This window comes from Streptomyces beihaiensis (assembly GCF_026274175.1).
GTDB lineage: Bacteria > Actinomycetota > Actinomycetes > Streptomycetales > Streptomycetaceae > Streptomyces > Streptomyces beihaiensis.
This window is the reverse complement of sequence record NZ_JAPHNL010000059.1, coordinates 1-15,367: the sequence shown is the minus strand read 5'-3', so window position 1 is coordinate 15,367 and position 15,367 is coordinate 1. Positions and strand designations below refer to the sequence as shown.

9 protein-coding genes are annotated in these 15,367 nt (G+C 69.7%); 7 read left to right on the top strand and 2 right to left on the bottom strand.

Annotated features, from left to right (window positions below; genetic code table 11):
* Positions 1 to 90 precede the first annotated feature (90 nt).
* Both OFY01_RS07805 and OFY01_RS07800 read right to left on the bottom strand, forming a co-directional pair.
* Positions 91 to 759: a potassium channel family protein gene (locus OFY01_RS07805; RefSeq protein WP_266597665.1), complete on the bottom strand. Its 669-nt coding sequence runs from the start codon at positions 757 to 759 to the stop codon at positions 91 to 93.
* Positions 759 to 1,427: a potassium channel family protein gene (locus OFY01_RS07800; RefSeq protein ID WP_266597663.1), complete on the bottom strand. Its 669-nt coding sequence runs from the start codon at positions 1,425 to 1,427 to the stop codon at positions 759 to 761. The genes OFY01_RS07805 and OFY01_RS07800 overlap by 1 nt, the downstream gene beginning before the upstream one ends.
* A gap of 269 nt (positions 1,428 to 1,696) precedes the next feature.
* On the opposite strand from OFY01_RS07800, the gene OFY01_RS07795 reads away from it, so the two are divergent.
* From OFY01_RS07795 to OFY01_RS07765, 7 genes are all read left to right on the top strand, one after another.
* Positions 1,697 to 3,745, top strand: coding sequence for an APC family permease (locus OFY01_RS07795; RefSeq protein WP_266597661.1), 2,049 nt, complete (start codon positions 1,697 to 1,699; stop codon positions 3,743 to 3,745).
* A gap of 126 nt (positions 3,746 to 3,871) precedes the next feature.
* On the top strand, positions 3,872 to 5,200 hold the full coding sequence (locus OFY01_RS07790) for a class I SAM-dependent RNA methyltransferase (protein ID WP_266597659.1): 1,329 nt from the start codon (positions 3,872 to 3,874) through the stop codon (positions 5,198 to 5,200).
* A gap of 510 nt (positions 5,201 to 5,710) precedes the next feature.
* Positions 5,711 to 6,172, top strand: a complete 462-nt coding sequence (locus OFY01_RS07785) for a hypothetical protein (protein ID WP_266597658.1) — start codon at positions 5,711 to 5,713, stop codon at positions 6,170 to 6,172.
* 665 nt (positions 6,173 to 6,837) lie between these two features.
* On the top strand, positions 6,838 to 8,391 hold the full coding sequence (locus OFY01_RS07780) for a TIGR02677 family protein (RefSeq protein WP_266597656.1): 1,554 nt from the start codon (positions 6,838 to 6,840) through the stop codon (positions 8,389 to 8,391).
* Positions 8,388 to 9,734: a TIGR02678 family protein gene (locus OFY01_RS07775; protein WP_266597654.1), complete on the top strand. Its 1,347-nt coding sequence runs from the start codon at positions 8,388 to 8,390 to the stop codon at positions 9,732 to 9,734. Before OFY01_RS07780 ends, OFY01_RS07775 begins: the two co-directional genes overlap by 4 nt.
* Complete coding sequence (locus OFY01_RS07770; protein ID WP_323135486.1) at positions 9,731 to 13,888, top strand: TIGR02680 family protein; 4,158 nt, start codon at positions 9,731 to 9,733, stop codon at positions 13,886 to 13,888. The genes OFY01_RS07775 and OFY01_RS07770 overlap by 4 nt, the downstream gene beginning before the upstream one ends.
* Complete coding sequence (locus OFY01_RS07765) at positions 13,885 to 15,135, top strand: TIGR02679 family protein (RefSeq protein ID WP_266597650.1); 1,251 nt, start codon at positions 13,885 to 13,887, stop codon at positions 15,133 to 15,135. The genes OFY01_RS07770 and OFY01_RS07765 overlap by 4 nt, the downstream gene beginning before the upstream one ends.
* The last annotated feature ends 232 nt before the right edge of the window (positions 15,136 to 15,367 follow it).

Genomic DNA, 15,367 nt, shown 5'->3' with positions numbered 1-15,367 from the left:
CTCGGCGGGGCGGCCCTTTGACAACTTTTTACGTCGGCCGTTACTCCGTCAGGAGTCCGCGCTGGTCCGCCCGGCCCGAGCTGGTCGTCGTCAGTCCTCGCTCCGCGCGGACAGCAGGTCCTCCAGCTGCTCCTCGCGTGCCTGCGCGGCGACGAACAGCAGCTCGTCCCCGGCCTCCAGAGCGTCCTCCTGGCTCGGCACCAGGACGCGCGTGCCACGGATGATGGTCACCAGGGACGTGTCCTGCGGCCACCGCACATCGCCCACGCGCGTGCCGGCCAGCGGCGACTCCGGCGGGAGCGTCAGCTCCACCAGGTTCGCGTCGCCGTGGCTGAAGCGCAGCAGCCGCACCAGGTCGCCGACGCTCACCGCCTCCTCGACCAGCGCCGACATCAGGCGCGGCGTCGAGACGGCGACATCCACGCCCCACGACTCGTTGAACAGCCACTCGTTCTTCGGGTTGTTGACGCGGGCCACGACCCGCGGGACCCCGTACTCGGTCTTCGCGAGCAGCGAGACGACCAGGTTGACCTTGTCGTCACCGGTGGCCGCGATGACCACGTTGCAGCGCTGCAGCGCCGCCTCGTCCAAAGAGGTGATCTCGCAGGCGTCGGCGAGCAGCCACTCCGCCTGCGGGACGCGCTCGACCGAGATCGCCGTCGGTGTCTTGTCGACGAGCAGGACCTCGTGGCCGTTCTCGAGCAGCTCGCCCGCGATGGAACGGCCGACCGCCCCGGCTCCGGCAATGGCGACCCTCATCAGTGACCGCCCTCCTCAGGCCCCTCGGCGAACGCCGCCTCGACCTTCTCTACGTCGTCCGTGCGCATCATCACGTGGATGAGGTCGCCCTCCTGCACCACCGTCTGCGACGTCGGCAGCATCGCCTCGCCGAGCCGGGTCAGGAACGCGACGCGCACGCCCGTCTCCTCCTGGAGACGGCTGATCTTCTGCCCCACCCAGGACGGGGACGCGTACACCTCGGCCAGCTGGACACCACCGGTGGGGTCGCGCCACAGCGGCTCGGCCCCGGAGGGCAGCAGACGGCGCAGCATCTGGTCGGCCGTCCACCGGACGGTGGCGACGGTCGGGATGCCCAGGCGCTGATACACCTCGGCGCGCCGGGGGTCGTAGATCCGCGCCGCCACGTTCTCGATGCCGAACATCTCGCGGGCCACCCGCGCGGCGATGATGTTCGAGTTGTCGCCGCTGGAGACCGCCGCGAAGGCGCCCGCCTCCTCGATCCCGGCCTCGCGCAGGGTGTCCTGGTCGAATCCGACACCGGTGACACGCCGACCGCCGAATCCGGAGCCCAGACGGCGGAACGCCGTCGGGTCCTGGTCCACCACGGCGACGGTGTGGCCCTGCTGTTCCAGGGTCTGGGCGAGTTGGGACCCGACGCGGCCACAGCCCATGATCACGATATGCACGGCCCTACCCCGCACTCCTCACAGGCCACGCGACCTGCGTAAATGTCCTGCTCATGTCTCTCTCTCGCGGCTCGGTCCAGCCGGTGCGGCTCGATCTCGGGCTTGACGCGGGCCGTGTATGGACCGCGTCAAGGACACCGTATCGGCAATGTGCTCGAACACGACCTCCGCGTCCTCGTCCTGATCGTCCGGGCCGGACTCCGACGCGCGCCGGGCGCGAAGGGCGGGTGGCTGGGCCGTCCGCACGGCCACCCTTTACGATCCTCTGCGTGTCCAAACTGACCGACGTGCCCAAACGACTCTTGATCGGGCGCGCTCTGCGCAGCGACCGGCTGGGTGAAACGCTCCTGCCGAAGCGCATCGCTCTCCCCGTCTTCGCTTCCGACCCGCTGTCCTCCGTGGCCTACGCGCCCGGCGAGGTCCTGCTGGTCCTCTCCGTCGCGGGCGTGTCGGCCTACCACTTCAGCCCCTGGATCGCGGCCGCGGTCATCGTGCTGATGTTCACGGTGGTCGCCTCCTACCGGCAGAACGTGCACGCCTACCCGAGCGGTGGCGGCGACTACGAGGTCGCCACCACCAACCTCGGCCCGCGCGCCGGTCTCACCGTCGCCAGCGCGCTGCTCGTCGACTACGTGCTGACCGTCGCGGTCTCCATCGCCTCCGGCATCGAGAACCTGGGCTCCGCGATCCCGTTCGTGGTCCAGCACAAGGTGCTGTGCGCGGCGGCCGTGATCGTGCTTCTGACGCTGATGAACCTGCGCGGCGTCAAGGAGTCCGGCAAGCTCTTCGCCATTCCGACGTACGTCTTCGTCAGCGGCGTCTTCGCCCTGATCGCCTGGGGTGCGTTCCGCGGCTTCGTCCTCGGCGACACCATGAAGGCGCCCACCGCCGACTTCCACATCAGAGCCGAACACCAGGGCCTGGCGGGATTCGCCCTGATCTTCCTCCTGCTTCGCGCCTTCTCCTCCGGGTGCGCCGCGCTCACCGGTGTCGAGGCGATCTCCAACGGCGTACCGGCGTTCCGCAAGCCCAAGTCGAAGAACGCGGCCAACACCCTCGCCCTGATGGGCCTGCTGGCCGTCACCATGTTCTGCGGCATCATCGGCCTCGCGCTGGCCACGCACGTACGCATGGCCGAGAACCCGGCGACCGATCTGATCGACAAGGGCGCGGCCGTCGGCTCCGGCTACGTGCAGAACCCGGTCATCACGCAGGTCGCCGAGGCCGTCTTCGGCAAGGGCAGCTTCATGTTCGTCATCCTGGCGGCGGCCACCGCGCTCGTCCTCTTCCTGGCTGCGAACACGGCGTACAACGGATTCCCGCTGCTCGGCTCGATCCTCGCCCAGGACCGCTATCTGCCGCGCCAGCTGCACACGCGCGGCGACCGGCTCGCGTTCTCCAACGGCATCGTGCTGCTCGCGGGCGCGGCCATGTTGCTGACGTTGATCTATGGAGCCGACTCGACCAGGTTGATCCAGCTGTACATCGTCGGCGTGTTCGTGTCGTTCACGTTGAGCCAGACCGGCATGGTCCGGCACTGGAACCGCCACCTGGCCACCGAGACGGACCAGGCCCAGCGGCGCCGCATGATCCGCTCCCGCTCGATCAACGCCTTCGGCGCCTTCTTCACCGGCCTCGTCCTGGTCGTCGTCCTCGTCACGAAGTTCACCCACGGCGCCTGGGTCGCACTGCTCGGCATGTGCGTCTTCTACGTGACGATGACCGCCATCCGGCGGCACTACGACCGCGTCGCCGACGAGATCGCCGCCCCCGAGACCCCGTCCGACGACAGCGTGCGCCCCTCGCGCGTCCACTCCATCGTCCTGGTGTCGAAGATCCACCGCCCGACGCTACGGGCGCTGGCCTACGCGAAGTTGATGCGTACGGACACCCTTGAGGCGTTGAGCGTCAATGTTGATCCCGCCGACACGAAGGCCCTGCGCGAGGAGTGGGAGCGACGCGGCATCGACGTACCGCTGAAGGTCCTCGACTCTCCCTACCGGGAGATCACCCGCCCGATCATCGACTACGTGAAGAATCTGCGCCGAGAGTCCCCGCGCGACGCGGTCAGCGTGATCATCCCCGAGTACGTCGTCGGCCACTGGTACGAGCATCTGCTCCACAACCAGAGCGCGCTGCGCCTGAAGGGCCGCCTGCTCTTCACCCCCGGCATCATGGTCACCTCCGTCCCGTACCAGCTGGAGTCCTCCGAGGCCGCCAAGCTGCGGGCCCGCAGACGCCAGGAATGGAACGCGCCGGGCTCGGTGCGCCGCGGCCCCGTGGAGAAACGGACGAAGGAACAGACCGGCAAGAGCTGACACGACGACGGCGCGGGGCCCACCGTTCAGGGACGTAGACTGGTGGGCTGTTGTCCACCGGCTCCCGCAGCCGGCCCCGCAGCGCCACCGGACGCCGTCCTCCCCTACGTACTGGAGCACCCCGCCATGCAGGCAGAACCGAAGAAGTCCCTGGTGGGGGAGGAGTACGAGGTCGAGGTCGGCCCCGTCGCACACGGCGGCCACTGCATCGCCCGCACGAGCGAGGGCCAGGTGCTGTTCGTGCGGCACACCCTCCCCGGCGAGCGGATCGTGGCCCGGGTGACCGAGGGCGAGGAGGGCGACCGCTTTCTGCGCGCCGACGCGGTGACGGTGCTGGAGGCGTCCAAGGACCGCGTCGAGGTGCCCTGCCCGTACGCCGGCCCCGGTCGCTGCGGAGGCTGCGACTGGCAGCACGCCAAGCCCGGCGCGCAGCGCCGCCTGAAGGGCGAGGTCATCGCGGAGCAACTGCGGCACCTCGCGGGCCTCACCCCCGAGGAGGCCGGCTGGGACGGCACCGTGATGCCCGCCGAGGGCGACAAGCTCCCCGCGGGCCAGGTCCCGCAGTGGCGTACGCGCGTCCAGTACGCGGTCACGGACGACGGCCACGCGGGCCTGCGCCGCCACCGTTCGCACGAGGTCGAACCGATCGACCACTGCATGATCGCCGCGGAGGGCGTCTCGGAGCTCGGCATCGAGCGCCGCGACTGGAGCGGCATGGAGTCGGTCGAGGCGATCGCGGCGACCGGCTCCCAGGACCGTCAGGTGATCCTGACCCCGAAGCCGGGCGAGCGCCTGCCGATCGTGGAACTGGACAAGCCGGTGTCGGTCCTGCGAGTCGGGGAGAAGGACAAGGGCATCCACCGCGTCCACGGCCGCCCCTTCGTCCGTGAACGCGCGGACGACCGCACCTACCGCGTCGGCAGCGGCGGCTTCTGGCAGGTCCACCCGAAGGCCGCGGACACGCTGATGCTCGCGGTGATGCAGGGCCTGCTGCCGCGCAAGGGCGACACGGCGCTCGACCTGTACTGCGGCGTCGGCCTCTTCGCGGGGGCGCTGGCCGACCGCGTCGGCGACAAGGGCGCGGTCCTCGGCATCGAGTCGGGCAAGCGCGCGGTCGAGGACGCCCGCCACAACCTCGCCGCCTTCGACCGCGTCCGCGTAGAACACGGCAAGGTCGAGTCGGTCCTGCCGCGCACCGGCATCACGGACGTCGACCTGATCGTCCTGGACCCGCCGCGCGCGGGCGCGGGCAAGAAGACGGTCTCCCACCTCGCGACGCTGGGCGCCCGTCGGATCGCGTACGTGGCGTGCGACCCCGCCGCGCTGGCGCGGGACTTGGGGTACTTCCGGGAGGGCGGGTACCGGGTGCGGACGCTGCGGGCGTTCGATCTGTTCCCGATGACGTCGCACGTGGAGTGCGTGGCTATTCTTGAGCCTGCCGATAAGGGCATCTGACCTGCTGTTTTGCATTTCAGGTGGTCAGCTCGACCTGTTTTCACACGCGGAATGCGTCGACTGAGGTTCTCTTGTGCAGAGCGGTCTGAGCTGCAGCTTCGAGGGCTGACGCGGGTCTCGCGGCGACGTGGGGATGCGGAATCCAGAATTTTTGACGCTCGGATGACGCTCGAACATCGGAAGTCTCGACCTCGCGGACCTCTCCGGCCCTGGACCGCGCGGACCGGGGCCGTCGGCGCGGGGCAAGGACTCCGGTTCGGGGGTCCGACGGCACCTCGCCTGGGGCGGCGCGCGCTGCTACCTCGTCGCACGCACCTTGGAACCGAGACCGCAGCCCGACCGGGCCACGAAGGACGGCGGCGTGGTCCGAGGTCTTGAGTGGCTGGTATCACCTCGCCACCTGGATACCAGTCCGTGCGGGAATTTCTAGGGTGGCAGCCCCGACCCGTCACCACTATTAGCCAGTTGGTGTCGTCAATCGCTCCGCTGTGCCAATACCTGCGAGAGGAGGTGCTGGAGCAGCTCGCCCTCGAACGCAGAACGCCGGACGGTCCCCGCAGCCGGCGGCGGGCCCGCAAGCCTTTCACCGCCTTGGCGCACCACTGGCGCAAGGTGCTCTTCCCCTCAACCGATGGACAAGACCCCGACCACCTCTTCGCCGACCGTTACGTCCAGACGATCGCCTTCGCCCTCCTGCTGGCCCGTATCGAGAACGTACCGCTTGCCGTCCGCAACTTCGTTGACGTGTCACGTGAGTTGAAGGCCGAGAACACGGTCATGGGTCGAGCCCTGCAGTTGCTGACGGAGACGGTGGACGCCGAGTTCGCGCGCCGAATCGACACGCTCGTGCAGGTCATCGACGCTGTCGACGGGGAGGCGATCCGATCCCGGACGCCCGACGCCCACGTTCATCTCTACGAGGATTTCCTCCAGGGACGAACTCATGACCAACGGCGTACCCCTCACCGGTGACGCCGCACTGTGGTCGGAGGCGCTGCACATCGGGATGAGGGATTACCAGGTCAGCGGAGAGAACGTTCTCGACGGCTGGTTGAAACGCAGGACGGGACCGCCGTCCCGCAGGGGCCGTCAGCGAGCTGGACCGCATCAGGCCCGAGCGGTGGTTACCTGCCTGGGGTGAGGATCTCCAGTACGTGCTGGCCCTCCTGTGGCATCTGGTCGAACTGCAATCTGCTCACAATGAGCTGCTCGACCGTGTGCTCATGTCACCGCTGGTCAGCGTCGCCGAGTTGCAACGTCGGAACGTCCTGCCCGTCCCGGAAACCACCCGGCGTTCGGCTCCCGCACCGATACAGACCGACCTCATCCCCGGGACCGAGGGAATGGAGGCGCGCGAGCCGCACGCCGTAAGGCCCCTCACCGCAGAGAGGAGTTCTCCGGCCGGCGCTCGCACGCGGCCACGCAGGAGTCAGGAATTCCGGTGACACGCAGTCGTCCCGCAGAAAGCGTCGAGATCCGTAAAGCTCCTGATGACGGTGACGCGTCTGCCGCACCGAGGGCGGGTGCCCAGCGGTACCGGTTGAATCCGCTGTTCTGCGACTCGCCCCTGAATGTCGGTGCCTCCCTCTACGGTGGACATCCGGATGCCGTCGGGGCAACGGGGAGGGGCGACAGGCGTGCGCAGGGTTCCACCGGAGATGTTCCGGTTCACGACGGTGGAGAGGTCCGATCTGTACGGGGCGGTGCTGGACGTCTTCGGCGTGTCCGGTGAACACCTGGAGACGGCGCTGGGGATCGACGCGGTGCGAGAGCGGCTGCGCGGGGTCGGCTGGGTGGCGCCGGTCGAGGGTGAGGATCTGTATGAGGCGCTCAGGAAGCTCGTGCAGTGGGAGCTCCTGGATGTGGTGCACAACCACGCGGAGAACTACCGCACGGCCGAGGAGTACGAACGGCGCAACCTGCAGTATTCGCTGACCCGCCGGGGCGAGGCCGCTCTTGCCGGAGTGAGGCACGCGCTTGAGGTTCTCGCCTCCACGGGCGCGCTGCAGACGGCCGTGCTGGAGGCGATCGCCGACCGGCTCGACGAGCTGTGTCTGCTCTTCGGTGAACCGGCGTCGGCCGATCGGCGGATCTTCAGCACGCTGCGGGAGCTGGAGGGGCATCTGGACGCTCTGGTGGAGAACACCAAGGCGTTCAACGGTGAACTGCAGCGCCTCCTGCGCGCCGAGGGCGCGGATCTGGAGGTGTTCCGTGAGGTCAAGGCCGCCACCGTCGCGTATCTGCAAGAGTTCCTGGTCAACCTCGACCGGCGCGGGCAGGCGGTCGCCGCTGCCGTGGCCCGGGTGGAGGAGCGGGGGACCGCTGCACTGCGCGAGCGAGCCCTGCGCGGGGCAGAGCTCCCGCCGGTGGCCGGTGAGGATCCGGCGGCCGGCTGGCTGGAGAGCAGGCGGGCGCGCTGGGCGGGCCTGCGTGCGTGGTTCCTGGAGGACGACGGTGCCCGACCTCGGATCGAACAACTGCACGACATAGCCCGGCGGGCCATCGTCTCGCTCCTGCAGGTTCTGGAACGGATCAACGAGTCGCGACGCCGCTCCTCCAGCGCCGTGCAGGACTTCCGGGAGTTGGCACGCTGGTTCGCGGCGGCCCCCGCGGAAGAGGACCTGCACCGGCTGTGGTCGGCAGCCTTCGGGCTCGGTTCGGCACGCCACGCTCATCTGGCCCACTCCGACCCCGAGCTGATCCCGTCGTCCCGTTCCTGGTCCGAGGCCCCGCCTGTGGAGGTGTCGGCGCTGCTGCGGACCAGTGGACGGACGGAGCGCTTCACTCGCACGGCCAAGGTGCGGGACGTCGCGGCTGTCAGGGCGGAGCGTGCCGAGCGGGCTCGCGCGGAGCGAGCGGAACTCGCACGCGCCTGGCAGGTGCTGGAGACAGCCGGACCTGTTCGTCTGTCCTCCTTCGGCACGTTGGATCCCGCCGTCTTCGACCGCTTGCTCGACCTGTTCGGCCGTGCCCTGGCCGCCCGGCCGGACGCGAGCGGCCTGAGGCGCGCCACGACGGGAGACGGCCGGGTGGAGATCGCCCTGGCACCGCCTTCCGATGAGCGCACCGCCGTACTGCACACCGCAAAGGGCTCACTGACCGGACCGGACTACGTCGTCCACATCACGGCGGCGGGTGGAGCGAGCGTCTCCTCGGCCCTCCGCGCCACGCCGCAGGAGGCCACAGGATGAGCGCCCTCGCCAACCAACTGGCCGCCGCGGAACGGGAGGAGGTCGCTCGCGCCATCCGTCTCCTCCTGGCCCGCCCCCTGCTCACCGAGACCGCCGACCCGACTGGCTTCGAACTGGTACGACGCCGTCGCGAGCCACTGGCCCAGTGGTTCGACTACACCTGCGGCTGGAGCCTGGTGGTGGAGCCCCGCCGCGGTTACGCCCGCCTCACCAAGGTGCGCGCCAACCCGGACGGTTCCCGCCCGGCTCGTAGGGCACGTTCCGGCCGGGCCCCGTTCGACCGTCTGCGATATGTGCTGCTGTGCGTGACCGCGGCCGAGCTGCTGTCGATGCCCATGACAACCATTGGCATGCTCGCCGACCGCGTCGTGCAGGCCACGGCGGCCGACCGGGCACTGGCCGTGTTCGACCCGGTCCACAAGCTGGAGCGGATGGCATTTGTCGATGTTCTCAAGCTGCTGGAGTCCTGCGACGTGCTGCGCGCGGTGGATGGTACGACTGAGGCGTACGTCGAGTCCGCGGAGGCCAAGGTCCTCTACCGCGTGGACACCACCCTGCTGATGCGGTTGCCCGCCGCCCCCGTCGGCGCCTCCCGACTCGCCGTGCCCCCGGACGAGGTGCCCGCGCGGTTCGAGGAACTCCTCACCGGCCTGGTGCGGGAGCGCCGCTATGGCGGCGTGGTCGTCGACGGGACGGCCGACGAGACACACAGCGGGAGCGCCGCCACTGATGCGCAACGCAACCTGAGGCTGCGGCACTCGGTGCTGCGTCGCCTCTTCGACGACCCGGTGCTGCACCGGGTGGACCTCACCGAGGACGAGCTGGCCTACGTCACGTCTCTGACTGGACGTCAGATCCTGCGTCGCTCGGTCGAACAGGCCGGCTTCCTCCTGGAGGAACGCGCGGAGGGCTACCTGCTCGTGGACCCGGACGGGATCGCCACCGATGTCCGCTTCCCCGACGACACCTCCACTGCCAGAGTCGCCGCACTGCTCCTTCTGGAACCGCTCTGCGCCGCGCCCGCCGGAATGCTGCCCGAACAGCTTGCCGAGGCCGGAGCGGGTCTGCTGCGCCGCTTCCCGCGCTGGGCCAAGGCGTATCAGTCCGAGGACGGCGCGGTCCGGCTTTCCGACGACGCAGTACGTGTTCTGCGTGACGTCGGGCTCGTCCGCGCGGCCGGAGGGCGTGTCGTCGCATGCCCGGCCGCGTACCGCTATCGCCTGACAGAGACGACGAGTCCGAATCCGGATGACGAGCTCGGACCGGAGTGGGACGTGAACCGACGCGAGAGGGCAGGTGCCGTGGTTTCCGGTGGCGTTGCGGCAGAAGGGGATCAGAAGTGAGTGTGACGGAGCTTCCGGTCCCGCGGCGGCCCGAGTACGCCGAGTCGCCTGCGACACCGGCAACGGCGGTGGAGTCGGCCCGCGGCCGCTGGCAGCCGCACCGCGCGGGCATCCTCAACGTCTGGCGCTACTACGACGAGACCTTCACCTTCCATCAGGGCCGCCTGCTGCTGCGCGGCCAGAACGGTTCGGGCAAGTCCAAGGCCCTCGAACTTCTGCTGCCCTTCCTCTTCGACGCCAGCCTGCGCCCCAACCGCCTTTCCACGTTCGGCGGTGCGGAACGCACCATGCACTGGAACCTGCTCGGCGAAGGCGCCTCCGGCAAGACCCGTGTCGGGTATGTGTGGATGGAGTTCCGCCGCTTCGGCGAAGACGGCGCCGAGCGGTGGTTCGGCTGTGGTGCGCGTCTGCAGGCGAGCGTGCACACCAGCGGGGTACATGCCGACTACTTCACCACCGGCTCCAGGATCGCCCACCCCACCGGTGTGTTCCTCGTCAACGATGCGGGACAGCCGCTGACACGGGCAGCGCTGGTGGAGGCCCTGCGCGACCGAGGCGACGTCCATGCCTCGGCCACCGACTACCGCACGGCGGTACGACGCGAGTTGTTCTCCGGCATGGGGGAGCAGCGTTATGAGTCGCTGCTGTCCGCCCTGCTCCAGTTGCGCCAGCCCAAATTGTCCGAACGGCTCGATCCGTCCCTGCTCTCCACCCTGTTGTCCCGCGCCCTTCCCCCACTGGGCGAAGGCGAGATCGCTGAACTCGCCGAAGGCTTCGAGCGGCTGGACCGCCAGCGCGAACACCTCAAACGGCTCGACGACGAGGTGACAGCGGCAGAGACCGTCGCATCCCGGCAGCGCGCCTACGCACGACGTGTCCTGCGTGCCGGCTCGGCCGCGCTGATCTCGGCGACCACGGAGATGGACGACCTCGCCCGCGTCGCCCGCCAGAGCGCCGAGGAACTCGAACAGGCGCTGACGGAAAGGGAGTCCGCCCAGGTCCTGAGCGAAGGACAGGAGGTGCGAGCGCACGCCCTGGAGGAGACCGTCGAGGGGCTGCGCGAGAGCGACGCGTACAAGCAGGGCGAGGAACTGGACCGGCTCCGCCGTCGTACGGACGAAGCGGCAGCCGTCGCCCGGCGACAGCGTGCCACCGCGCAGGCCGCTCAGGTCAGCGCGGAGGAGGACCGGAGGTACGCCGACGAGGCGGAGGCCCAGGCCGGTACCTTCGACGAGCACGCGCGCGAGGCCGCCGAGGAAGCACGCCGCTCGGCCCGGGCGGCGGGTATGGAGTCGATCCATCATGAGGTGAAGACGCTTCTCGACGCGGATTCCGTGGTGACCCTCGAGGACAGCCCGGGGCACGAGGCCGGTGGCCGTCGCCCCCCGGCTTCGGCCGGTACACGCACGGCGGGCGAGAACGGGGCACGACAGGCCCGCAGGCTGCTGCGGGGTGCGGTCACCGCCCGACGCCAGCAGGCCGTCCTCATCACCGAGGCGATGGACGAGCACGATCGCGCGGTACGCGACCGGGGTGTCGCTGAGAGTCTGCTGGAGGACGCCCGTAGCCGGCTCGCGGAGGCGATCGCCCGGCGGGACGAGGCGTCCGAAGCCTGGGACGGCGCCCTTGCCGTGCAGACGGAACGCCTGCTCGCCTGGGCCGGCGACTGCGCTGAACTGCGCATTGCCGATGCTGGGGAACTGGCGGCCAGGGCCGCGAACGAGGCTGAGGTGACGGCGCTGGTCGACGCCGCCGCACGCCCGCTGGAACAAGAGATCGCCACAGCGGAGGCCACCGCGCGAGCCGCACGTCTGAAGCTGCGGGACGAGCGGAGCCGACTCGAGGAGGAAGTCCGACGGCTGAGCGACGAGACCGACCTGCCGCCTTCGCCCCCTCCCACCCGCACCACCGTCCGCACGGCGACGGCGGGCGCACCCCTGTGGCGACTGGTCGCCTTCCACGAAGGTGTTCCGCTCCCCGTGCAGGCCGCGGTGGAGGCGGCACTGGAGGCATCGGGCCTCCTGGATGCCTGGGTCAGCCCCTACGACGGGATCGCCCTGCCGGGACACGACACCAGGGCCGAGGCGGCCCTGACCGTGACCGCCTCGGGGCCCAGTCTGCTGGAGGTGCTGAAACCCGAGGAGGACATCCCCGTCCCGGTCGACACCGTGACCCGTATCCTCGCCGGTGTCGCGTACGGCACTGCACTGCCCGGCGGTCACCCCGCGGCCGTCTCCGCCGACGGTGCCTGGCGTCTCGCGCTCGCCACCGGAACGTGGAGCAAGCCGGAACCCGCATACATCGGTGCCCTCGCGCGGCAACGGTTCCGGCAGCGCAGGATCGGTGAACTGACCGAGCACATCAGCGAGACCAACGCCTCCCTGGCCACGCTCGACGACCAACTGCGCGGCCTCGGAGCTCGCCGCGCCCGGCTGGACGCAGACCGCTCGGCCCGACCCGACCACCTGGAACTCGACGCCCGTCGGCGTGACTGGGACGGAGCCGAGGAGAAGGTGGCGGCCCGCGACGACGCCGTGCGCGACGCGGCTGCCCATCTGGCCCGGTGCGAGACCAAGGTGGCAGGCGCTCTGCGCACGCTCAGCCGTCGGGCGGCTGAACACGGATTGCCCACCGATCGCGACCGGTTGTATGCGCTCTCCTCCGACATCGACAGCTTCAGGGACACCGCCGACAGCTGGGTCGACGCCCGTCTCGCCGCGACCGCCGCCGCCGACAGGGCTCGTCAGAGCACCGCGCAGGCAGACCGCTCGCGCCGAGCTGCCGAGGAGCAGTCCGAGAACGCCGCTGCCGCCGAGGCCGAGGCGGCGGGACTGAAGGCGCGCCTGGAGGCGGTGGAGGCCACCGTTGGCGAGGACTACCGGCAGATCGTCGCGCGCGTCGCCGAGGCCCGCGCCGAACTGCGACGCTGTCGTGAGGAGGCCGGCCGGGCGGCCGATCTCCTCCTGCGACTGGAAGGCCGTATCGGAGGTCTGCGGGCAACCAGTGGTCAGGATGCCGAACGACGGGAGCGAGCCGTCGCCACCCGGGACCGCGCGGCGTACCGGTTCCGGCATCTGTGTCTGGTGGGGCTCGCGGAGGATGCGGGTATCACACCGGAACTCGGCGCCGGAGACGGCACGAAGGCCACCCTGGAGGCCGCCCGTGCCACAGCGGCGAAGTGGCCCGGAATCCCGCACGCCCCACGCAATCTGGGTGATGCCGCGACCCGCCTTTCCGAAGCGGTCCACGAAGCCCGCCAGCGCCTCGGCGTCCGTGCCGACCTGGATCTGGAGCCCGACGACGACATCCAGCTGTTCACCGCCACTCTGGACGGCATGCGGGCGGGGGCGACGGGCCTGCTCGCCGCGCTCACCCAGGAGCGCGACCGCAGTCGTGACGACATCACCACCGCTGAGCGGAGCCTCTTCGACCAGATCCTCACCGGCGACATCCGCCGTCACCTCGCCGCCCGCATCCGCCAGGCCGGCGAACTCGTCCACCGTATGAACGGGCATCTTGAGCGGGTTCGTACCGCCTCCAACGTCGCAGTCCAGCTTGTCTGGGACGTCCGTCCGGATCTCCCGGAGGGCACCCGCTCCGCCCGTCAGCTGCTGCTCAAGGACCCCGGCCGGGTCAACGAGACCGACCGGGAAGCCCTGCACGCCTTCTTCCGCTCCCGTATCGAGGAGGCCAAGGACAGCGACACGGCCGCGAGCTGGGAGGAGCAGCTCGGCGAGGTACTCGACTACACCGCCTGGCACCGCTTCACCGTGCGCCTCGACCGGGCGAACGGAACCGGCTGGCAGCCGCTGACCAAGAAGCTGCACGGCGCACTCTCCGGCGGAGAGAAGGCCATCGCCCTGCACCTGCCGCTGTTCGCCGCCGTCGCCGCCCACTACGAGGCCGTGCCGCTGGCACCCCGGCCCATCCTGCTCGACGAGGTCTTCGTCGGCGTGGACGCGGTCAACCGCGGACAGGTCTTCGCCCTGCTCACCGCACTCGACCTTGATCTCATGGTCACCTCAGACCACGAGTGGTGCACCTACGGCGAACTACCAGGCATCGCAGTCCACCAACTCCTCACCGACGGGGACGATGACGCTGTCACCAGCGCTCGCTTCGTCTGGAACGGCACCGATCTGGAGGCGGGATGACCCACACCGAACCGGCCCCGGGTGAACGCACCCTGCGCCGTCCCGAACTCCGCCCGCTCTGGCACACGGTCCACAGCCGACTGTCATCCGGCCGCCCCGTCACCCGGGTGCGCCTCGGACCGCTTGACGAAGCTCAGCGTGAGGCTCTCGCCGACCTTCTGGGTCTGGACCGCCTGCCGGATCCTCACCCCTCCGTCTCGCTGGCCCGCCTGGAAGAGGCCGTCACCGAGCTGTCCGGCCTTTCGGTGCGTGAAACCGTCACCGAACTCGTGGGACCCCTCGACGATCGCGCGGCAGAACGGCGCCGCAAGGAAGACGAACGTGCCGAGCTGTGGGCATGGTTGGACGGTCATACCACCGTGCGGGCCCAGCCCGCGCTCGCCGGCTGGACCGCGTCGTGCCGAGCCACCGGCCTGGTCGGTGGCTCACCGGACCTGACCCGGAACCTGCTTGCAGAGGCCTTGGCCGTGCTCGCGGAACTCCCGGCCCAGGCGGAGCCCCTGCCCGTCTTCGCTGCCCGGGTCCTGAAGGGCGACTCCCACGCACTCGACGACGGTACCCGCTTGTCCACCCTTGTCCTTCGTGCTCTGGCGACTCTTCACGACACCGCCGTGCCGGACTCCGCGGCGGACCGGCGCGCCTTGTGGACGCGCGCGGGCGTCGCCGACGACGATCTGTCGGCCACCGTTCTCGTCGGTGGACTACGCCTGGCCGGTGAAGGCCCGCTCGCCCGTGTGGCCCGTGTATGTGCCGAGGTCGGTCAGGCCACCAGTTTGACCCTCGCTCAACTGCGGGCCCCGGGCGAGTTCACCCTCGCCTCCGATTCCCCACCCGTCGTCCACGCCGTGGAGAACCCCAGCATCCTGGCTCTGGCCGTACGCCGCTTCGGCCCGGACTGTCCGCCGCTCGTGTGCACATCCGGCTGGCCCAACAGCGCGGCCATCCACCTCCTCCGCCTTCTCGCGGATCGGGGCGCCATCCTCCGCTATCACGGCGACTTCGACGGCGAAGGCATCCGCATCGCCGCCTATCTCCTGGACAAGACGCCGGCCCGCCCCTGGCGCATGACAGCGGTGGACTACCGTGCCGCGGCAGCCCGCACATCGCACGGACCCAAGCCCGGCCGACTCACCGAGGCTCCCTGGGACCCCGAGCTGACCCGTGCCATGGCCGAACACGGCACTGCCGTAGTCGAGGAACTGGTGGCTGACGTGCTGTTGGCAGACCTGGTCGAAGCGATTGAGTGAGGAAGCTGCTCCGGCCGGTCGTTTACGCTCGTTTGACGCTCCGAGCGCCCGAAGACCCCTCCGGTAAACCAGAAAATGGCTGTTGACCTGCTGGTGTCACGTTTCTCATTTGTGTCATGTTGCCGATGACCGCGCACGTGGAGTGCGTCGCGATCCTAGTGTTCTGAGTCGGGAATTCTGTTCAGATAACTTGCGAGGCGTTCGAGGATCTCGTCTGCGGTCTTGGTCCAGA

Coding starts and splice junctions, on each gene's coding strand:
- OFY01_RS07805 (WP_266597665.1), bottom strand. CDS start 759: ATGAGGGTCGCCATTGCCGGAGCCGGGGCGGTCGGCCGTTCCATCGCG.
- OFY01_RS07790 (WP_266597659.1), top strand. CDS start 3,872: ATGCAGGCAGAACCGAAGAAGTCCCTGGTGGGGGAGGAGTACGAGGTC.
- OFY01_RS07775 (WP_266597654.1), top strand. CDS start 8,388: ATGAGCGCCCTCGCCAACCAACTGGCCGCCGCGGAACGGGAGGAGGTC.
- OFY01_RS07765 (WP_266597650.1), top strand. CDS start 13,885: ATGACCCACACCGAACCGGCCCCGGGTGAACGCACCCTGCGCCGTCCC.